At 72.7% G+C, this 20652-nt stretch carries 17 protein-coding genes and 2 pseudogenes; 14 read left to right on the top strand and 5 right to left on the bottom strand.

The genetic code is table 11. From position 1 onward, the window contains the following. The first annotated feature begins 10 nt into the window (after positions 1-10). On the top strand, positions 11-1732 hold the full coding sequence (locus OERS_RS07315) for a multicopper oxidase family protein (protein ID WP_068625289.1): 1722 nt from the start codon (positions 11-13) through the stop codon (positions 1730-1732). Positions 1733-1825: 93 nt separating this feature from the next. Further along, positions 1826-3169: a M20/M25/M40 family metallo-hydrolase gene (locus tag OERS_RS07310; protein WP_056647283.1), complete on the top strand. Its 1344-nt coding sequence runs from the start codon at positions 1826-1828 to the stop codon at positions 3167-3169. A 57-nt stretch (positions 3170-3226) separates the two neighbouring features. On the opposite strand, the gene OERS_RS07305 is transcribed toward OERS_RS07310, so the two are convergent. After that, positions 3227-3457, bottom strand: a complete 231-nt coding sequence (locus OERS_RS07305; protein WP_056646951.1) for a DUF5703 family protein — start codon at positions 3455-3457, stop codon at positions 3227-3229. Between the two features lie 112 nt (positions 3458-3569). Here OERS_RS07305 and OERS_RS07300 point away from each other — a divergent pair, with 112 nt between their 5' ends. Next, positions 3570-3908: a primosomal protein gene (locus OERS_RS07300; RefSeq protein WP_068625288.1), complete on the top strand. Its 339-nt coding sequence runs from the start codon at positions 3570-3572 to the stop codon at positions 3906-3908. Positions 3909-3911: 3 nt separating this feature from the next. On the opposite strand, the gene OERS_RS07295 is transcribed toward OERS_RS07300, so the two are convergent. Beyond that, complete coding sequence (locus OERS_RS07295) at positions 3912-4880, bottom strand: aldo/keto reductase (RefSeq protein ID WP_068625287.1); 969 nt, start codon at positions 4878-4880, stop codon at positions 3912-3914. A 195-nt stretch (positions 4881-5075) separates the two neighbouring features. Between OERS_RS07295 and OERS_RS07290 the strand changes: the two genes are divergently transcribed. Then, positions 5076-5936, top strand: coding sequence for an undecaprenyl-diphosphate phosphatase (locus tag OERS_RS07290; protein WP_068625286.1), 861 nt, complete (start codon positions 5076-5078; stop codon positions 5934-5936). A 4-nt stretch (positions 5937-5940) separates the two neighbouring features. Here OERS_RS07290 and OERS_RS07285 read toward each other — a convergent pair whose 3' ends face one another. After that, positions 5941-7083: a CorA family divalent cation transporter gene (locus tag OERS_RS07285; RefSeq protein WP_139107738.1), complete on the bottom strand. Its 1143-nt coding sequence runs from the start codon at positions 7081-7083 to the stop codon at positions 5941-5943. A gap of 120 nt (positions 7084-7203) precedes the next feature. On the opposite strand from OERS_RS07285, the gene mshC reads away from it, so the two are divergent. Further along, positions 7204-8478 carry a cysteine--1-D-myo-inosityl 2-amino-2-deoxy-alpha-D-glucopyranoside ligase gene (gene mshC / locus OERS_RS07280; RefSeq protein ID WP_068625284.1) on the top strand — a complete coding sequence of 425 codons (1275 nt, stop codon included), beginning with the start codon at positions 7204-7206 and terminating at the stop codon, positions 8476-8478. Between the two features lie 114 nt (positions 8479-8592). Here the strand turns inward: mshC and OERS_RS07275 are convergent, their stop codons facing one another. Further along, on the bottom strand, positions 8593-9513 hold the full coding sequence (locus OERS_RS07275) for a PAC2 family protein (protein ID WP_082608563.1): 921 nt from the start codon (positions 9511-9513) through the stop codon (positions 8593-8595). Positions 9514-9634: 121 nt separating this feature from the next. On the opposite strand from OERS_RS07275, the gene OERS_RS07270 reads away from it, so the two are divergent. Then, a complete protein-coding gene (locus OERS_RS07270) occupies positions 9635-10366 on the top strand; it encodes an HAD family hydrolase (protein WP_369818987.1) in 732 nt (243 codons plus the stop codon). 4 nt (positions 10367-10370) lie between these two features. Here the strand turns inward: OERS_RS07270 and OERS_RS07265 are convergent, their stop codons facing one another. Next, positions 10371-11309, bottom strand: coding sequence for a RecB family exonuclease (locus OERS_RS07265; RefSeq protein ID WP_068625283.1), 939 nt, complete (start codon positions 11307-11309; stop codon positions 10371-10373). A gap of 85 nt (positions 11310-11394) precedes the next feature. Here OERS_RS07265 and OERS_RS22390 point away from each other — a divergent pair. From OERS_RS22390 to pafA, 8 genes and pseudogenes are all read left to right on the top strand, one after another. Further along, a pseudogene (locus OERS_RS22390) lies at positions 11395-11973 on the top strand (site-2 protease family protein); the annotation flags it as partial. 577 nt (positions 11974-12550) lie between these two features. Further along, positions 12551-13537 (top strand): annotated as a pseudogene (locus tag OERS_RS07260) (tRNA (adenine-N1)-methyltransferase); the annotation flags it as partial. A 158-nt stretch (positions 13538-13695) separates the two neighbouring features. After that, on the top strand, positions 13696-15387 hold the full coding sequence (arc, locus tag OERS_RS07255) for a proteasome ATPase (protein WP_068625282.1): 1692 nt from the start codon (positions 13696-13698) through the stop codon (positions 15385-15387). 181 nt (positions 15388-15568) lie between these two features. Continuing rightward, complete coding sequence (gene dop / locus OERS_RS07250) at positions 15569-17212, top strand: depupylase/deamidase Dop (RefSeq protein WP_068625308.1); 1644 nt, start codon at positions 15569-15571, stop codon at positions 17210-17212. A 144-nt stretch (positions 17213-17356) separates the two neighbouring features. Beyond that, positions 17357-17548, top strand: coding sequence for a ubiquitin-like protein Pup (locus tag OERS_RS07245; protein ID WP_056764875.1), 192 nt, complete (start codon positions 17357-17359; stop codon positions 17546-17548). 20 nt (positions 17549-17568) lie between these two features. Further along, positions 17569-18501: a proteasome subunit beta gene (gene prcB, locus OERS_RS07240; protein WP_068625281.1), complete on the top strand. Its 933-nt coding sequence runs from the start codon at positions 17569-17571 to the stop codon at positions 18499-18501. Continuing rightward, a complete protein-coding gene (gene prcA / locus OERS_RS07235) occupies positions 18498-19229 on the top strand; it encodes a proteasome subunit alpha (protein ID WP_056646918.1) in 732 nt (243 codons plus the stop codon). Before prcB ends, prcA begins: the two co-directional genes overlap by 4 nt. After that, positions 19219-20580, top strand: coding sequence for a Pup--protein ligase (gene pafA / locus OERS_RS07230; protein WP_056646915.1), 1362 nt, complete (start codon positions 19219-19221; stop codon positions 20578-20580). Before prcA ends, pafA begins: the two co-directional genes overlap by 11 nt. Positions 20581-20652 lie beyond the last annotated feature (72 nt).

Raw genomic sequence — 20652 nt, 5'->3', positions numbered from 1 at the left:
TGCGACCGACATGACCGTCCTGCCTGACGACGACGCCGCGACCCCCGCGACCCCCGCGGAGGGCGCCGGGCCCACCCGGCCCGTGCCTCGCCGTCGGCGCCGCTGGGTCGTCGTCGTGGTGGCGCTCGTCGCCCTCGTCGTCGGCGGGATCGCCGCGGGCGTCGCGCTGGCGTTCTCCCGGGGGGCGACCTCGACCGCTGGCGAGGTCGAGTTCACGCGCCCGCTCGCGATCCCGCCGCTCGCCGGGTCGAGCCTCGAGGACGGGGTCCGCGTGTTCTCGCTCGACCTGCAGGAGGGCGAGACCGACCTGGGGCAGGGCGGGCTCACCCCGACGCTCGGTGTCGACGGGACGTTCCTGGGGCCGACGCTGCGCGCGACCCGCGGCGAGCAGGTCCGCATCGACGTGACGAACTCGATGTCCGAGACGAGCACGCTGCACTGGCACGGCATGAAGCTGCCCGCGGTCATGGACGGCGGGCCGCACCAGCAGGTCGACCCCGGGCAGACGTGGTCCCCGACGTGGACGATCGCCCAGCCCGCGGCGACGCTCTGGTACCACCCGCACCTGCACGGACGCACGGCCGACCACGTCTACCGTGGCCTGGCCGGCCTGTTCCTGCTCGACGAGCCCGCGGGTTCGCCCGAGGCCGCGGTCCAGGACGCCCTGCCGCACGAGTACGGGGTCGACGACGTGCCCCTCGTGGTCCAGGACAAGAAGTTCCACCCCGACGGCAGGCTCGACGACGCCGACCCCTTCCTGTCGAGCACGGGCGTGCGCGGCTCGGTGGTCCTGGTCAACGGGACGGCGAACCCCTACCTCGACGTCACGACCGAGCAGGTCCGGCTGCGCCTGCTCAACGGGTCCAACGCGCGCGTCTACGACTTCGGGTTCGACGACGGCCGCGCGTTCCAGGTGGTCGGCTCGGACGGCGGCCTGCTCGACGCGCCCGTCACGACCGACCGCCTCCAGCTCTCGCCGGGCGACCGGGCCGAGATCGTCGTCGGTCTGGCCCCCGGTGAACGGCCCGTGCTGCGCAGCTTCCCGCAGGAGCTCGGCGCGAACGCCTTCACCGCGCGCTTCGCGGGCGGCGACGACACCCTCGACGTGCTCGAGCTGCGCGCGGCCGACCGGCTCACGCCCTCGGAGCCCGTGCCCGCGCGCCTTGCGAGCCTTCCTGCCGCCGATGCGGCGAGCGCGAGCGTCACGCGCCGCTTCGAGCTCTCGGGCACCTCGATCAACGGCCAGGACATGGACCTGCGCCGGATCGACGAGGTCGTCGACGCCGGCGCGACCGAGGTCTGGGAGGTCACGAGCCTCGACGACTCGCCGCACAACTTCCACGTCCACGACGCCCAGTTCCAGGTGCTCGACGTCTCGGGCGAGGCACCACCCCTCGAGCTCGACGGGTGGCAGGACACCGTCTACGTCCGCCCCGGCAGGATCACCCGGCTCCTGGTCACGTTCGGCACCACGCCCGACGCCGAGCACCCCTACATGTTCCACTGCCACCTGCTCCGCCACGAGGACCAGGGGATGATGGGGCAGTTCGTGGTCGTCGACCCGGCGGCAGCCCCCGGTACGGCGGGGCGTCCCGCCCCGGGCGACGTGCTGCCCGGGGTGAGCGACGACGTCGGGCACGAGGGCGGTCACGCATCCGCGTCCGACGATGCGCCCCGCGGCGGGACCGGTCCGCGGCGCTCGCCGCTCACCGGCGAGGGACACCACGGCTGAGGTCTGACCACATCCCGGGCGCTCGTGCGTTCGCGGGGCGAGACACCTCGCGAACGCTTCGAGGGCGGCGAACCCACCGGGTACGGTGTGGCCATGACGAGCCACGCCCACTCCGCGAACCCCCCGGCCCACCCGACCGCCGAGGAGGAGGTCGCGCGCATCTGCCAGGACCTGCTGCGCATCGACACGTCGAACTTCGGGGACGGGTCCGGCCCGGGCGAGCGGGCCGCGGCCGAGTACGTCATGGCCTCGCTCCACGAGGTCGGGCTGAGCCCCGAGCTGTTCGAGTCCGCGCCGGGGCGTGCGAGCGTCGTCGTGCGCCTGCCGGGTCAGGACCCCACGCGACCCGCGCTCGTCCTGCACGGGCACCTCGACGTCGTGCCCGCCCAGGCCTCCGACTGGTCGGTCGACCCGTTCGCGGGCGAGGAGAAGGACGGGCTGCTGTGGGGGCGCGGTGCGGTCGACATGAAGGACATGGACGCGATGATCCTCGCGGTCGTGCGCCAGATGGTCCGTGAGGGACGCAAGCCCGCGCGCGACGTCGTCGTGGCGTTCTTCGCCGACGAGGAGGCCGGCGGCACGTACGGCGCGAGCTGGGCCGTGGACCACCGCCCCGAGATCTTCGAGGGCGCGACCGAGGCCATCAGCGAGGTCGGCGGCTTCTCGGTCGACATCGACGGCAAGCGTGCCTACCTGCTCCAGACCGCCGAGAAGGGCATCGCCTGGCTCCGGCTCGTCGCCGAGGGACGCGCCGGGCACGGCTCGCAGGTCAACGCCGACAACGCCGTGACGCACCTCGCGGCCGCGGTCGCGCGGATTGGCGCCTACCAGTGGCCGTACACCATCACGCCCACGGTCGACGCGCTGCTGCGCGGTGTGGCCGAGCTGACCGACCTGCCCTACGACCCCCGCGACGAGGCGAGCATCGACGCGCTCGTCGCGGCCCTCGGCCCGGCCTCGCGGTTCGTCGGCGCGACCGTCCGCCACACGTCCAACCCCACTCAGCTCGGTGCCGGCTACAAGGCCAACGTCATCCCCGGGCGCGCCGAGGCCGCGATCGACGCGCGCCTGCTGCCGGGCCACGAGGACGAGGGCTTCGCGGTCATCGAGGGGCTCGTGGGCGAGCACGTGCGGATCGAGCCCATCCACCGCGACATCTCGCTCGAGGTGCCCTTCGAGGGCGACCTGGTCGACGCCATGATCGCGTCGCTGCACGCCGAGGATCCGGGCGCCACGGTCCTGCCGTACACGCTCTCGGGCGGGACCGACAACAAGTCGCTCGCGCGGCTCGGCATCACGGGCTACGGGTTCGCCCCGCTCCAGCTCCCCGCGGACCTGGACTTCTCGGGCATGTTCCACGGGGTCGACGAGCGCGTGCCCGTCGCGTCCCTGAAGTTCGGCGTGCGCGTCCTGGACCGCCTGCTGCGGACCTGCTGAGGCGACGATCCCTGCCCGTCGGCGAGCCCGGCGGGCAGGGGCGGCCGGTCGGGAGTCTCAGAGGGTCGAGCGCACCCGGATGATCTTGCGGCGCAGCCACACGCGCCGCTCACCGCCCACGTACAGGCGCGTGCGCTCGAGCTCCCAGTGCCCGTGCTCGGCCTCGTCGGTCAGGAGGCGGACCGCGTCGTGGCGGCTCACCGACCGGTCGATCGTGAGCACCCGGTACTCGTACTGGCCGCCGTTCTCGGCCCAGCCGGTCCGCTGCCGAGGGGTCGTGCTCGTCATCCGTCACCGTCCACGCGTTCGTTCCGAGCCGGGGGAGCGGTGAGCCGTACCTCACCCTCCCGCCGAGGGATTCCGAGTGCCATTGTGCCTCGCTCAGGTCTACCGTCAGGGTATGACCGCTGACCCGCGCGCCGCTCTCGATCGATTCATCGCGGCCCTCGAGGCCCACTACACCGCGGTCGCCGCTCGCCGTGGCGAGGACGACCCGGCGGTCGACGACGCCTACTACGTGCTCGCCGACGCCTACGAGGTGTACGACGAGGCGCTCGCCCAGGTGCACGGCGAGGCCACCCCGTTCTACCTCGCCGAGGACGACGACGACGAAGGTGAAGACGACGGAGCCGACGGAGACGACGAGGACGACGAGGGTGACGAGGGCGACGAGCAGGACTTCGACGACCAGGACGAGGAGCTCGACCAGGTCGACCTGACCGACGGGGTCAGCCGCTGACCTTCACCAGCGCTCGGGGTACCCGAGCGGCAGGGCGCTGACGTCGTCGAGCGCGTAGTGCACCGCGTCGGGCAGCTCGAGGTCGCAGGCCGCGAGCGACGCGCGCAGCTGCGCAGGGGTGCGCGCACCGACGATCGCGCTCGACACTCCCGGCCGCTCGAGGAGCCAGGCCAGGGCGACGTCCAGGGGCGCGCGGCCCAGGCCGTTCGCGGCCGTGGCCACGGCCTCCACGATCCCCGACGACTCGCCGTCCAGGTAGGGCTGCACGAACCCGGCGAGGTGCGAGGACGCACCGCGCGAGTCCGCGGGCAGCGAGCTGCGGTACTTGCCCGTGAGTACCCCGCGCCCCAGGGGCGACCACGCGAGCACCCCGAACCCCATCTCGGTCGCAGCAGGCACGACGTCGCGCTCGATCCCGCGCTGGAGCAGCGAGTACTCGAGCTCGACCGCGGCGAGCCCGACGTCGCCGTGCGCGTCGAGCGACGCGGCGGCCCGAGCGGCGGCCCACCCCGGGTGGTTGGACAGGCCCACGTAGCGCGCACGTCCGGTGGTGACCGCGAGCCGCAGCGCGGAGAGCGTCTCGGCGAACGGCGTGCGCGGGTCGGGCGTGTGGACCAGGAAGAGGTCGACGTGGTCGGTGCCCAGGCGTTCGAGCGAGGCGTCGAGCGAGTCGAGCAGCGCGCCGCGCGAGGCGTCGACCGCGTTGCCGTCGGCAGTGGTCCGGATGCCTGCCTTGGTGCACAGCAGCACGTCGCGCCGGTCGACCTTGCCCGAGAGGATCGAGCCGATCATCGACTCGCTGTCGCCGCCCCCGTAGGAGGCGGCGGTGTCGACGAGGTTCCCCCCGGCGTCGACGAAGTCGCGGAGCTGCTCCGCGGCGTCGATCTCGTCGGTGTCGCGGCCCCACGTCATGGTCCCGAGGCCCAGGGGGGAGACGCGCAGGCCGGTACGACCGAGCTGACGAAGTTCCATGCGCGGCAGATTACCGGCCAGGGGCGCGCCCCGCCCGGACGTGGCGCGCGTCGCCAGGGTGAGGTCCGTCGCTCTGCGCGGACGTGTCCGGGCGGTGTCCTGGAGACGGCCGGCACGTGACGGCTCGACGACGGTCGTCCCCGCGAGGCCTGTCGGTCCTGGGGAGCGGTGGTACGGCGGGTATCGTGACCGCTCGTGAATGCGTGGGAAGCGATCCTCCTCGGCCTCGTCCAGGGCCTGACCGAGTTCTTGCCGGTGTCCTCGAGCGCGCACCTGCGCATCGTCGGTGAGCTCATCGGCTCGGCCGACCCGGGGGCGGCCTTCACCGCGATCACCCAGATCGGTACCGAGACCGCCGTGATCATCTACTTCCGGCGCGACATCGCCACGATCTGCTCGGCCTGGTGGCGCTCGCTGCGCGGCGCCCACGGCAACGACTGGCGCGCCCGCATGGGCAAGCACGACCACCACGCGGCCATGGCGTGGTTCATCGCGCTCGGCTCGATCCCCATCGTGGTCCTGGGCCTGGCGTTCCAGGACGCGATCGAGGCGTCGCTGCGCAACCTGTACATCACGGCCCTCACCCTGACGGTCTTCGCCCTGCTCCTCGGGTTCGCGGACCGGGTCGGCGCCAAGACGCGCACGCTCGACGAGCTGACCCCGCGCCAGGCCGTCGGGTTCGGGCTGGCGCAGGCGCTCGCCCTGGTCCCCGGCGTGTCCCGGTCGGGCGGCACCATCACGGCGGGCCTGCTCATGGGCTTCACGCGAGAGGCCGCGGCCCGCTACTCGTTCCTGCTCGCGATCCCCGCGGTCCTGGGCTCGGGGTTCTACCAGCTCGCCAAGTCGGTCACGGGCGAGCCCGTCCCGGGCTCTCCCGGGTTCGGCGCGACGCTCATCGCGACCCTGGTCGCGTTCGTCGTGGGCTACCTCGTGATCATCGCGTTCCTCAAGATCGTCTCGACGTTCAGCTACAAGCCGTTCGTGATCTACCGGCTCGTGCTCGCGGCGGTCGTCGTGGTCCTGCTCACGGTCGGTGTGCTCCAGCCGCTCGCCTGACCCGCTACATCCAGCCGACCTTCTTGAACGCGCCGTAGAGCCCGAAGCAGCCGAGCACCATGATCGCGATGGCCAGTGGATAGCCCAGGGTCCAGTGCAGCTCGGGCATGTGGTCGAAGTTCATGCCGTAGATCCCGCCCACGATCGTGGGGAACACGAGGATCGCGGCCCAGGCGCTGATCGTGCGCATGTCCTCGTTCTGGCGCACCGACACCTGGGACAGGTGCACCGAGAGCATGTCGGACAGCAGGTCGTCGTGCGCGTCGAGGTGGCGGTCGATCCGCTCGACGGTCGACACGAGGCGCTCCATGAGCCGCTTGTCGAACGTGATGCGGGAGCGGGCGCTGCCCGAGACCAGCTCGGGGAGCTCGGCCGTGATGGGCAGCAGCGCGCGACGGGCCTCGGTGATCTCGCGCTTGAGGTCGTAGATGGGCAGGACCGGGTCGGTGCGCCGCCTGGTCTCGAACACGATCTTCTCGACCTCGGCGACCGCGTCGCCGAGCGCGAGCTCGACGTCCGAGGACGTGGACACGAGCGCGAACAGGGCCTCCTCCGCGACGTGGCGGAACCCCGTGCTGCGTCCGTGCGACGGGCCCGTCAGGTGCTCACGCATGCGGTCGTGGACGCCCGCGGTGCCCTTCTCGACCGTGACGACCACGTCGGGGCCCACGAGGAGGCAGAAGCTGCCCGTGCTGACCTGACGGTCCTCCTCGGAGAACGACACGGTGGGCGTGACGACCAGGAGCCAGTCCATCCCGATGTGCTCCACGTGCGCCAGGGGGTGCTTGACGTGGCGAACGTGGACCGGCAGGTGCCCGCGGCCCACCTGGCTCGCGAGCCCGACGCCGAGCGCGTCCGCGGCGCTCACGAAGTCCTCGAGCGTGCGCACCTCGTACCAGCGGGTGCCGCCCGGGCCGGTGCCCGAGGTCTCGCCGCCGCTGCCCGGGCTCCCGCTGCTGCCCGGCGAGTCCTCGGCGTCCGCCCACCGGCCCGACCCGTCCCCGGGGCGGGACACGGGCGTCACGCGCCCGTCGGGCCCCTCGACCCACAGCTCCTTGTACCGGGGGGGCTCCGAGCGCGGGGAGCCCGGTTCCTCGGGCCGTCCTCCGGTGGGGCGGGGGTCGTCAGGTCGTGTGGGTTGGCTCACCCCTGCATTCTGGCCCGACGGCGCAGGCGCGCCACCGGGGCGGGTGCGGCGTCGTCGTCGGGCGCCTCGACCCGCGGGCACCGCGAAACCCGGGTGACCGTTCGCGGTTAAGGTTGTCGCGTGCACTCCTGGCCCATGCCTCAGATCCCGTCCCTGCCCGGCCGCGGCCTCCCGATCCAGGTGCACGACAGCACCACCGGGGAGCTCGTCGTCGCCGCGGAAGGGGACACCGCGACCATGTACGTCTGCGGGATCACCCCGTACGACGCGACCCACATCGGGCACGCCGCGACCTACGTCGGTTTCGACCTCCTCAACCGTGCATGGCGCGACGCGGGTCACACCGTGACGCACGCGTCCAACGTGACCGACGTCGACGACCCGCTGCTCGAGCGCGCGACCGCGACGGGCGTGGACTGGTGGGACCTCGCGGTCGAGCAGACGGCCCTGCTGGCCGAGGACATGACCGCTCTCGGCGTCGTGCCCCCCGAGGTGTACCGCGGCGCGGTCGAGGCCATCCCGGACGTGGTCCAGGCCGTCGAGGCGCTCATCGAGGACGGCTTCGCCTACCGCGTCCCGGTCGAGCCCGGCGCGGGCGGTGACGCCCCCGAGCTCGGCGACGTGTACGCGGACCTGAGCGCCGACGCGCGCTTCGGCGCCGTCTCGCGGCTCAGCCGCGACGACATGGTGCGGCTCTTCGGCGAGCGCGGAGGAGACCCCGAGCGCGACGGCAAGAAGGACCCCCTCGACCCGCTGCTGTGGCGGCGCGAGCGCGTGGGCGAGCCCTCGTGGGACGGCGCGAGCCTCGGCACCGGACGCCCCGGCTGGCACATCGAGTGCGCGGTCATCGCCCGCGACGGACTGGGCCTGCCCTTCGACATCCAGGGCGGCGGCGCCGACCTGCTCTTCCCGCACCACGAGATGTCGACCTCGCACGACCGCCTGCTCGACCACGGGTTCGGTGCGCGCAACCACGTGCACGCCGGTCTGGTCGCCTACCAGGGCGAGAAGATGAGCAAGTCGCGCGGGAACCTCGTGTTCGTCTCGGCCCTGCGCGCCACGGGCGTCGACCCCATGGCCATCCGCCTCGCGCTCCTCGCGCACCACTACCGCTCCGAGTGGGAGTGGACCGACGCCGACCTCCCGGCCGCCGTCGAACGCCTCGAGCGGTGGCGCTCGGCCGTGTCCGGCAACGGTGGACCCGACGCCGACGCGACCCTCGCCGCCGTGCGCGAGGCCCTCGCGAACGACCTCGACGCGCCCACGGCGCTCGCGGCCGTCGACGCGTGGGCCGACGTCTCGCTCGCGGAGGGCCGGGACACCTCGGAAGACACCGAGGGCGCCCCCGGCGTGATCTCGCGGATGGTCAACGCCCTGCTCGGGGTGCGTCTCTAGAGCCTGCCGGACGGCCGGTGCAGCCGGCCGGTGAACGCCGCGGCCCGCGGCGCCTCCCCTGAGGGAGGTGCCGCGGGCCGCAGTCGTCCTGGGCCGCGCTGCCCGGGGCCTTCGCTAGGGCAGCGGCCCGCCCGACCCGTTGTCGCGGCGGCGCAGGTAGCGCTCGAACTCGCGCGCGATCGCCTCGCCGCTCGCCTCGGGCAGCTCGGCCGTGTCCTTGGCCTCCTCGAGCTGCTGCACGTACTCGGCGATCTCGGCGTCCTCGGCCGCGAGCTCGTCGACGCCGTGCTGCCAGGCCACGGCCTCCTCGGGCAGGTCGCCCAGCGGGACGGGGTCCGACAGGAGCTCCTCGACCCGCGCCAGGATCGCGAGCGTGGCCTTGGGGGACGGCGAGTTCGCGACGTAGTGCGGCACGGCCGCCCACAACGACACCGACTGCATGCCGCGCTCGGCGGCCGCGTGCTGGAGCACACCGACGATCCCCGTGGGGCCCTCGTACGAGCTCTGCTCGACGTCGAGGACAGCCCGCAGGCCCACGCTCTCCGACGTGGCCGTCATGGGGATGGGGCGCGTGTGCGGCACGTCGGCGAGCAGCGCGCCGATCGTCACGACGGTCGTGACCCCCTCGCGCTCGGCGATGTCGAGCAGCTCGCGGCAGAACGTGCGCCAGCGCATCGACGGCTCGATCCCGTGCACCAGGACCACGCGTCGCCCGCTGGCGGGCACGGTCACCGCGGTCACGGTCGTGGTGGGCCACGTGATCTCCCGTCGGCCGTCGTCCGAGGTGGTCACGACCGGGCGGTTGACCTGGAAGTCGTGGTACTCCTCGGGGTCGATCGCCGCGATCTCCTCCGCGCCCCAGACGTCGTGCAGGTGCAGGAGCGCGGCGGTCGCTGCGCCCCCTGCGTCGTTCCACCCCTCGAACGCCGCCAGCATCACGGCCTGTCGAGGCTCGTCGGCCGACGACGGGGGTAGTGCCGGGGTGGTCGGCTCGGGCAGGTCGGCCGGGTCGATCGGTTCCGGGGTCTCGTTCATCGTCCCAGCCTAGGCCGCGTGAGCGACCGGACCGGGCAGCACGGGCTCGCGGGCCTCGCGAGCACGCGGGCTAAGGTGGCGGGGACGGCCACGAACCGTCCCCCCGAGCATGGAGAATGCGTTGAACCCCCTGGAAGCACCCGATCTCACCCGTACCGACAGCGCCCCTCGCGAGGCGCTCGCACTGCCACAAGCCGTCCTGTGGGACATGGACGGCACGCTCGTCGACACCGAGCCGTACTGGATCGCCGCGGAGCACGAGCTCGTCGAGGCGCACGGCGGCACCTGGTCGCACGAGCAGGCCCTGCAGATGGTCGGCAACCCCCTGACCGAGTCGGCCACGATCCTCCAGGCCGCGGGCGTCGACCTACCCTCCGAGCAGATCATCGACTTCCTCATCTCGCGGGTGATCGAGCAGGTCGAGGTCGAGGTCCCGTGGCAGCCCGGTGCGCGCGAGCTGCTCGCCGAGCTCCGGGAGCGCGGCGTGCCGTGCGCCCTGGTGACCATGTCCTACCGCTCGCTCGCCGAGCCCGTCGTGGGCATGACCCCGCCCGGGTCGTTCGAGACCCTGGTGTGCGGCGACGAGGTCACGCACGGCAAGCCGCACCCCGAGCCGTACCTCGTGGCGGCCGAGAGGCTGGGCGTCGACGTGACCCGCTGCGTGGCGATCGAGGACTCGCCCACGGGCATCGGGTCGGCGCAGGCCGCGGGCGCGGCGACGCTCGGTGTCGAGGCCGTGGTCCCCGTGCCGGTCCTGCCCGGGCTGAGCCGCACGCCGTCGCTCGCGCTCGTCGACGTCGACATGCTCTCGCGCATCCTCGCGGGCGACGTGGTCGACCTCATCGAGGACTGACGGGCTAGGAAGCGGCCGCCTCCGGGGCGATCCCGAGCGTCAGCTCGATCGCACCCTCGGGGATCTCCGGAGGCGTGCCGCCGAACTGCGGGCACAGGGCCTGGTGCGCGCACCACCCGCACAGCGGGGTCTTGCGCGGGGCCCATTGCCCGCTGCGGGCAGCCTGCGTGATCGAGGACCACAGCGTCCGCACCTGCTCCTCGACCGCCAGGAGGTCCGCCTCCTGCGGCTCTGCGCGCAGCACCTGGCCGTCGCCCAGGTAGACGAGCTGGAGCATCTTGGGGATCTCGCCCCGCTCGCGCCACAGCACCAGGCCGTAGAAGCGCATCTGGAACAGCGCCGACCCTTGGTACTGGGGCCGGGGAGTCTTGCCCGTCTTGTAGTCCACGACCCGCATCGCGCCGTTCGGGGCGACGTCGAGCCGGTCCACGATGCCGCGCAGGAGCGGGCCGTCCTCGAGCTGGGTCTCGACGAACATCTCGCGCTCGGCCGGCTCGAGGCGGTTGGGGTCCTCGAGCGTGAAGTAGGTGCCCAGGAGGTTCCCGGCGCCCTCGAGCCACTCCTGGACCGCGCCCTCCGGCGCGCTGCCCGCCTCGCCGGCGCCCGCGAAGAGCTCGGCGTACCGGGGCTCGGCCTCCTGGAGGCGGTCCCACTCGCCCGGGACCATGGCCTGGGCGGCCGCGAGCGTGCGCTCGCCCACCGGGGCGTCGTACAGCCGCTCGAGCACCGAGTGGACCAGGGTGCCGCGCGCGGCCGCAGCGCTGGGCGGCTCGGGGAGCCGGTCCACGACACGGAACCGGAACAGCAGCGGGCACTGCATGAAGTCGTTCGCCCGCGACGGCGACAGCGCCGGGCGCCGACGCTCACGGGGGGAGTCGCCGACGGGCTCGACCGTCACGTCGGGGGAGTCGGTGCCGACGAGGTCGGGGGCGAGGGACGTCATGCGTCGAGCCTACGTGTCGACGCCCACACGGCCGCCACGGCCCACAGCACGGGTTCGGCACAGGTGACCGACATAGGGTGTCGACGTGGAGACCACCCCGGCACCGGCCCGTCGCGCCCCCCGAGACCCGCGCCTGACGAAGGGCTGGGTCATCGGCCGGGTGTCGGGCGCGCCCGTCATCCTCACGCCCTCGTGGTTCCTCGCCGCGGCCGTCCTGACGCTCCTGTTCGCCCCGACCGTGCGCAGCTTCGCGCCGGGCCTGGGCGTGGGGATCTACCTGGTCTCGTTCGTGTTCGTCCTGCTGCTGTTCGTCTCGGTCTTCCTGCACGAGGTCGCCCACGCCGTGGTCGCCAAGTCGCGGGGCCACGAGGTCACCGAGCTCGCGGTGACGATCTGGGGCGGGCACACCGCCTACTCGGGGACCTCGCGACGTCCCCTGGACGGGATCCTCATCTCGGTCGTGGGCCCGCTGACGAACCTGCTCCTCGCGGTCGTGTGCTGGTTCGCGTTCCAGGCGCAGCCGACCATGACCGTCCCCGCCCTGCTGCTGTACGCGGCGGCGTTCTCCAACGCGTTCGTGGGCGTCTTCAACCTGCTGCCGGGCCTGCCGCTCGACGGCGGACAGATCCTCGAGTCGGCGGTCTGGGCCGTCACGGGGTCCCGGACCCGGGGCACGATCGTCGCGGGCTGGGTCGGGCGCGTCATGGCCGTGGGCGTGGTGGTGTGGGCCCTGGGCTGGCCCCTGCTCAACGGGTACCAGGTGGACTTCTTCACGGTCGCGTGGTCCGCGCTGATCGGTGCGTTCCTGTGGTCCGGGGCAGGGGCCGCGATCACCAACGGCCGCACGCGCGAGGCGGTCGCGGGTCTCACGGTCGCCTCGCTCGCGTACCCGGCCGTCGCGGTGCCCGTGGCCACCACGGTGTCCGACGCCGTCGCGGCCGCCCAGCGGGCGGGCGCGGGACACGTCGTGCTCACCGACACGCTCGGGCGGCCCGTGGCCTACGCCGACCCCGCGGCCGTCGCGGCCGTGCCCCCCGCCCAGGCGCCGCTCACCCCGGTCGGGGCGGTCGCCGTCGGGCTGCCGCCCACCGCACAGGTGGACGTGCACCTCGCGGGCCAGGCCATGCTCGACGCCGTGGCCTCCGCGACGCGGGACGCGCCCCTGCTCGTGGTGACGGACGCCGGGCGCGTCGTCGGGCTGCTCGACGTGAGCCACGTCGTCGCGAGCGTGATGGTGTGCAGGCGCCACGTTCCACACGCACCGCGGCTACCTCAACCACGAGGACCTGGTCGGCCTGCCCGAGGGCTCGGTCGTGCGCAACACCGCGGGCATCGAGTACCTCGCGCTGCGCCCGCTGCTGGCCGACTACGTCCTGTCGATGCCGCGCGGCGCGGCCGTGGTCTACCCCAAGGACGCGGGCCAGATCGTCGCGATGGCCGACATCTACCCCGGCGCGCGCGTCATCGAGGCCGGCGTCGGCTCGGGCGCGCTGACCATGTCGCTCCTGCGCGCGGTCGGCGACCAGGGCTCGGTGCACTCGATCGAGCGCCGCGAGGACTTCGCCGCGATCGCGCGCGGCAACGTCGAGCTGTTCTTCGGCGGTGAGCACCCGGCCTGGGAGCTCTCGGTCGGCGACCTGTCCGACGTGCTGCCCCAGGTCGCGGAGAACGGCTCGATCGACCGGGTCGTGCTCGACATGCTCGCGCCCTGGGAGAACCTCGACGCGGTCGCCGACGCGCTCGCGCCCGGCGGCGTGCTGATCTGCTACGTCGCGACCGCGACCCAGCTCTCGCGCCTCGCCGAGGACCTGCGTGCCGACGGGCGCTACGCCGAGCCGTCGGCCTGGGAGTCCCTGGTCCGCGGCTGGCACCTCGAGGGCCTCGCGGTGCGCCCGCAGCACCGCATGGTCGGGCACACGGGCTTCCTGCTCACGGCGCGCCGCCTGGCCGACGGCACGGTCGCGCCGCTGCGCAAGCGTCGCCCCGCCAAGGGCTCGTACCCCGTCGCGGAGGAGTGGACGCCCGAGGACCTGGGCGAGCGGTCGGTCTCCGACAAGCGCGTGCGCCGCGTGCGCCGCGACGTCGGCCAGGGCCCCCAGCTCGACCCGCGCACGGGCCAGCCGCTCGTGCCGGCCCCCGAGGACGAGGCCGCGGACGCCGCGGCCCTCGTCGAGGACGACGCCCCCGTGGACACCCTGGACGTTTCGGACGCCGTCGACAACGATTGAGGAACGACGGTCTCAGCAGGGGTGTCCCTGCAGCGGCCGCCCAGGTCTTGTGCGTAAGGTCGAGCCTCGATCACCGGGCTGCCGGAGGTCGGTGACGCGCCGGTGACGGGGTCGACCGCACGACCTCCTGACGGCGCCAGGCGAGAGGGAGAAGCCGGATGACCGAGACACCTGGACTGACACCTGGACAGACCCCGAACCGTGACGGCGAACGCCAGCAGGCGATCCTGTCGGCCAAGAACGAGCGGCTCGCGGAGGCGCTGCGTGCGGCGCGGGACCAGATCATCGACCTCAAGCGTCAGATCGACGAGCTCGCCAAGCCGCCCGGGACGTACGCGGTCTTCCTCGGGGCCCACCCGGACGGGACGGTCGACGTCTCCGCCGCGGGCCGCAAGATGCACGTGGGCGCGAGCCCCAGCCTCGACCTGTCGACGCTGCACCCCGGCCAGGAGGTCAAGCTCAACGAGGCCATGACCGTGGTCTCGGCGGGCGGCTACGAGCAGGTCGGGGAGCTCGTGACCGTCAAGGAGCTCCTGGGCTCGGACCGTGCACTCGTCGTCGGGCGCTCGGACGAGGAGCGCGTGGTCCGTCTCGCGGGCTCGCTCGCCGACGCACCCCTGCGGATCGGCGACTCGCTCACGATCGACACGCGCAGCGGCTTCGTGTTCGAGATCGTGCCCAAGTCCGAGGTCGAGGAGCTGGTCCTCGAGGAGGTCCCCGACATCGACTACTCGGACATCGGCGGCCTGGGCCCGCAGATCGAGCAGATCCGCGACGCGGTCGAGCTGCCGTTCAGCCACCCGGACCTGTTCCGCGAGCACGGGCTGCGCCCGCCCAAGGGCGTCCTGCTGTACGGGCCTCCCGGGTGCGGCAAGACGCTCATCGCCAAGGCCGTGGCCAACTCGCTCGCGCACACGGTCGCCAAGGCGCGGGCCGCGGCGGGCGAGCTCGCGGGCGAGGAGGTCGTCTCGGACCCGGACGGCGCCAAGAGCTACTTCCTCAACGTCAAGGGCCCCGAGCTGCTCAACAAGTACGTGGGGGAGACCGAGCGCCACATCCGGCTGATCTTTGCCCGTGCCCGGGAGAAGGCCTCGCAGGGCACGCCCGTCGTGGTCTTCTTCGACGAGATGGAGTCGCTGTTCCGCACGCGCGGCACCGGGCTGTCCTCGGACGTCGAGACCACGATCGTGCCCCAGCTCCTGAGCGAGATCGACGGCGTCGAGCGCCTCGACAACGTGATCGTCATCGGCGCGTCCAACCGCGAGGACATGATCGACCCCGCGATCCTGCGGCCCGGTCGTCTCGACGTGAAGATCAAGATCGAGCGACCGGATGCGGAGGGTGCCAAGGAGATCTTCGCGAAGTACCTGACGACCGACCTGCCGATCCACCCCGAGGACCTCGCCGAGCACGGGGGCAGCGCCCAGGGGGCGATCGACGCCATGATCACGAGCGTGGTCGAGCGCATGTACTCCCAGGAGGACGAGAACCAGTTCCTCGAGGTCACGTACGCGAGCGGCGACAAGGAGGTCCTGTACTTCAAGGACTTCAACTCGGGGGCCATGATCCAGAACGTCGTGGACCGCGCCAAGAAGTCGGCGATCAAGGACCTCCTGGCGACCGGTCAGCGCGGCATCCGGGTCGAGCACCTGCTCGCGGCGTGCGTCGACGAGTTCAAGGAGAACGAGGACCTGCCGAACACCACCAACCCGGACGACTGGGCGCGCATCTCGGGCAAGAAGGGCGAGCGCATCGTCTTCATCCGCACGATCGTCCAGAAGAAGGGCGACGGGGCGGGGGCCGTGGCACGCACGATCGACACGGTCACGAGCACGGGGCAGTACCTGTAAGCACGGGTGCCGGCGCGAGGCGCCACGCAGCACGCCCAGGCCCGACGGCGCAGCACGCCGCCGGGCCTGGCACGCGTCCCGGGGGTGGCGCACCCGGGTACGGCGGTCACCGAGCCGTGGACAGCCCGCCCCGCCGTCGGGACCCCGACATAGGGTGGTGCTCGTGACCGTGCGACGCGTGATGGGGATCGAGACCGAGTACGGCGTGCTGCAACCGGGGCGTCCGCAGGCGAACCCGATGCTCCTGTCGAGCCAGGTCGTGACGACCTACCGGGCGCTCGCGGCCCGCGCGGACGGAGCCCGCGGCAAGGCCCGCTGGGACTACGACGACGAGGACCCGCTCCAGGACGCCCGGGGCTTCCACCTCCAGCGCGCCGCGGCCCACCCCTCGCTGCTGACGGACGACCCGACCCGGCCCGCGCCGTCGGGCCCCGTGCCCCGGGACCCGGCGGGCGCCGCGTCGTTCCAGGAGGTCGCCCGGCCCACGCACGAGGACTACGACGACCCGAGCGCCGCGAACGTCATCCTGACCAACGGTGCGCGCCTGTACGTGGACCACGCGCACCCCGAGTACTCCTCGCCCGAGGTGACGAACCCGACCGACGCGGTCTGCTGGGACGTCGCGGGCGAGCGCATCATGCTCGCGGCCTCGCGCGAGCTGGGCGCCGTCCCGGGGGCGGAGGTCGCGCTCTACAAGAACAACGTCGACGGCAAGGGCGCGTCCTACGGCACGCACGAGAACTACCTCGTGGACCGGGCCGTGCCGTTCGCGACGCTCGTCGAGCTGCTCACGCCCTTCCTCGTGACACGCCAGGTGTTCACGGGCTCGGGTCGCGTCGGCCTGGGCTCTGTGGGCCAGGAGCCGGGCTTCCAGCTCTCGCAGCGTGCCGACTACATGGAGGCCGAGGTCGGCCTCGAGACGACCTTGCGCCGTCCCATCGTCAACACGCGCGACGAGCCGCACGCCGACCGCCAGCGCTGGCGCCGCCTGCACCTGATCATCGGGGACGCGAACCTGTTCGAGGTCGCGACCTACCTCAAGCTCGGCACCACGTCGCTCGTGCTGTTCGTGGTCGAGCAGCTCGACGCGCTCTCCGCGGTCGAGGGGGCCTCCGGCGCCTCGTTGCGTGCCGAGCTCGCGGCCCTGCGCCTGCACGACCCGGTGTCCGACGTGCAGAAGGTCAGCCGTGACCTCGACCTCACGGCGCCGCTCCTGCTCGCGGACGGGCGGCGCCTGACGGCGCTCGAGGTCCAGCGCGTCTATGCCGACGTGGCCCGCCGGGCCGCGGAGCACCTGGGGACGCTCGACGACGAGACCCGCGCCGTCCTGGACCGCTGGGACTCGGTCCTGTCCCGCCTCGGGACGGACCCGGCGTCGTGCGCCCGGGAGGTCGAGTGGGTCGCCAAGCTCCGTCTGCTCGACCGCCTGCGTCGGCGCGACCACCTCGACTGGGACCACCCGCGGCTCGCCGCGATGGACCTCCAGTGGTCCGACGTGCGCCCCGAGCGCAGCATCTACCACCGGCTGCTCGCGGCGGGGGCCGCCGAGCGGCTCGTCGACGAGCGCGCGGTCTCCCAGGCCGTCCACCACGCGCCCGAGGACACCCGGGCGTACTTCCGGGGAGAGGTCATGGCGCGGTTCGGCGACGAGGTCTCGGCCGCGAGCTGGGACTCGGTGATCTTCGACGTCGCGGGCGCCCCCTCGCTCCAGCGCGTCCCCATGCTCGACCCGCTGCGCGGGACCCGGGCGCACATCGGCGCGCTGCTCGAGGCGAGCAAGGACGCCGGGGCGCTGCTCACGGGCCTGTCCGGGACGTCCCGATGACTCGCGCCCGCGGCGCGGTCCGGCGCGGACCCGGCCGGAGAGCCTAGGCTTCGAGAAGACGCGGTCCCCGTGCACGGCGGGTCCGCCGCGTGAAGGCACGTCAGCACCGCACGTCAGCAGGATCGACACACCCAGGAGGCGAAGATGGCCCAGGAACGCACCAGCGCATCGCACGAGGACCGCCGTCCCGACGACGACGCGGCGCCCGCGCCCGTCGCCCCGCAGGCGCAGAGCCGGGACGCGGAGGTCGACTCGCTCCTGGAGGAGATCGACGAGGTCCTCGAGTCCAACGCCGAGTCCTTCGTCAGGGGCTTCGTCCAGAAGGGCGGCGAGTAGCCGAGAGGGGCCGGGAGCTGATGACCATGGACTTCTCCGGGCGTCTGCCGCACGCCTTCACCACCCCGGGCTCCTCGTCGTTCGTGGAGTTCCTCGCGAATCACGCCCCCGACCTCCTGCCGTCCCACCGGGCCGGCGCGGCCGGGGCCACGGGGCACGCCGCCGCCGGGTCGGGGGCCCAGCTCGCGCCCCACGCGACCACGATCGTCGCCCTGACCTTCGGGGACGCCGGGCCTGCGGGCTCGGGAGGTGAGGTCGGCGTGGTCATGGCGGGCGACCGCCGCGCCACGATGGGCTCGATGATCGCGAACCGGGAGATCGAGAAGGTCTTCCCGGCCGACGAGTTCTCCGCGGTGGGCATCGCGGGCACCGCCGGGATCGCCGTCGAGCTCGTGCGGCTCTTCCAGCTCGAGCTCGAGCACTACGAGAAGATCGAGGGCGCGCTGCTCTCGCTCGACGGCAAGGCGAACCGGCTCTCGACCATGATCCGCCAGAACCTCGGTCTCGCGATGCAGGGGCTGGCCGTGGTGCCGTTGTTCGCGGGCTACGACCTGGACCGCGGGACGGGCCGCATCTTCTCGTACGACGTCACGGGCGGGCGCTACGAGGAGAGGGACCACCACAGCGTGGGCTCGGGCTCGGTCTTCGCCCGCGGCTCGCTCAAGAAGCGCTGGCACCCGGGGCTCGACGCCCAGGGAGCGGTGCACGTCGCGGTCGAGGCGCTCTACGACGCGGCCGACGACGACTCGGCGACGGGCGGCCCCGACGCCGTCCGGCAGATCTGGCCCGTGGTCGTCACCGTGACGGCCGACGGGTACCGGCGCGTGCCCGACGACGAGCTCGCAACGGTCGCCGCGCAGATCGTCGCCGAGCGCACCGAGCAGGCCGACGGGAACCGCGCCGCGCGCCCCCGGGTGCCACGGACCGCAGGACAGGGAGGTGACGCACAGTGAGCATGCCGTTCTACGTCTCGCCCGAGCAGCTCATGAAGGACCGGGCGGACTTCGCGCGCAAGGGCATCGCCCGCGGCCGCTCGGTCGTCGTGCTCGCCTACGACCAGGGCATCGCGTTCGCGACGCACAACCCGTCGAGGTCGCTGCACAAGATCTCGGAGATCTACGACCGCATCGCGTTCGCGGCCGTGGGCAAGTACAACGAGTTCGAGAACCTGCGGGTCGCGGGCGTGCGCTACGCCGACCTGCGCGGCTACTCCTACGACCGGGCCGACGTCAACGCGCGGGGGCTCGCGAACGCCTACGCGCAGACGCTCGGCACGGTCTTCACGACCGAGTCCAAGCCCCTCGAGGTCGAGCTGGTCGTGGCCGAGGTGGGCCCGAGCCCCGCGCAGGACCAGATCTACCGCCTGTCCTACGACGGGTCGGTCGCGGACGAGACCGGGTTCGTCGTGATGGGCGGCCAGGCCGAGCAGCTCGGCCGAGACCTGGGCGAGGCGTGGCACCCCGGGATGACGCTGCCCGAGGTCTTGCGCCTCGCGGTGTCGACGCTCGGGGGTGCGGACGCTCGTGACGCCCCGGAGGGCGAGCAGGCCATCCCCGCGAGCCAGCTCGAGGTCGCGGTGCTCGACCGCACGCGCCCCCGGCGGGCGTTCCGCCGGTTGACCGGCACGGTGCTGTCCGGACTGCTCGAGCAGAAGCCAGAGGAGGCTCCGCATGGACCGTAGGATCTTCGGTCTCGAGACCGAGTACGGCGTGACGTGCGCGTCCGACGACGGGCGCGGGCTCTCCGCGGACGAGGTCGCGCGCTACCTGTTCCGCAAGGTCGTCGCGTGGGGCCGGTCGTCGAACGTGTTCCTGCGCAACGGGTCTCGCCTGTACCTCGACGTCGGGTCCCACCCCGAGTACGCGACGGCCGAGTGCGACGACGTGCGCCAGCTCGTGGCCTACGACCGGGGCGGCGAACGCATCCTCGAGGGGCTCGTCGCGGACGCCCAGGAGAGGCTCGAGCACGAGGGCCTGCCCGGTCGGATCCACCTGTTCAAGAACAACACCGACTCGGCGGGCAACTCCTACGGCTGCCACGAGAACTACCTCGTGCGCCGCCAGGGGGACTTCTCCCGGCTCTCCGACGTGCTGGTGCCGTTCCTCATCACGCGCCAGGTGCTCACGGGGGCGGGCAAGATCCTCGCGACGCCGCGCGGGGCGATCTTCGCGCTGTCGCAGCGCGCGGACCACATCTGGGAGTCGGTCTCGAGCGCGACCACGCGCTCGCGCCCCATCATCAACACGCGCGACGAGCCCCACGCCGACGCCGAGCAGTACCGGCGCCTGCACGTGATCGTCGGGGACTCGTCCATGGCCGAGACCACGACCATGCTCAAGGTCGGGGCGACCGACCTGATCCTGCGCATGATCGAGGCCGGGGTGCCCATGCGGGACATGGCGCTCGAGAACCCCATCCGGTCGATCCGCGAGATCAGCCACGACATGACGGGCCGTCACCCCGTGCAGATGGCGAACGGGCGCACCGTGACCGCGGTGGACCTGCAGGGTGAGTACCTCCAGCGGGTCAAGGAGTACGTCGACGCGAACGAGACGCCCACGCCCGTCGTCAAGCAGGTCCTGGACCTGTGGGAGCGCGGGCTGCGGGCGCTGGAGACCGACGACCTCTCGCTCGTCGACCGCGAGCTCGACTGGGTCATCAAGCTCAAGATCCTGCGGCGCTACCAGGAGAAGCACGGACTGGAGCTCGACGACCCGCGCATCGCGCGGCTCGACCTCGCCTACCACGACATCTCGCGCACCGAGGGCCTGTACAACATGCTCGCGGCGCGCGGCATGGTCGAGCGGATCACGACCGACCTCGAGGTCTTCGAGTCCACGGCCGTCCCGCCCCAGACGACGCGCGCCAAGCTGCGGGGCGACTTCGTCCGCAAGGCGCAGGAGGCCCGCCGCGACTACACGGTCGACTGGGTGCACCTCAAGCTCAACGACCAGGCGCAGCGCACGGTGCTGTGCAAGGACCCGTTCCAGAACGTCGACGAGAGGGTCGAGCGGCTCATCGAGTCGATGTGACGAGCGGTCCGCCCGCGGGACGGACCGAGCACCGGCCGGGGAGCCTCCACCGTTAAGGTGGTGGCTCCCTGT

Origin of the sequence: Oerskovia enterophila, from assembly GCF_001692445.1 — a bacterium.
Lineage (GTDB): Bacteria > Actinomycetota > Actinomycetes > Actinomycetales > Cellulomonadaceae > Oerskovia > Oerskovia enterophila.
The sequence above is the reverse complement of the archived record's forward strand: the minus strand, read 5'-3'. Positions and strand labels throughout refer to the sequence as shown.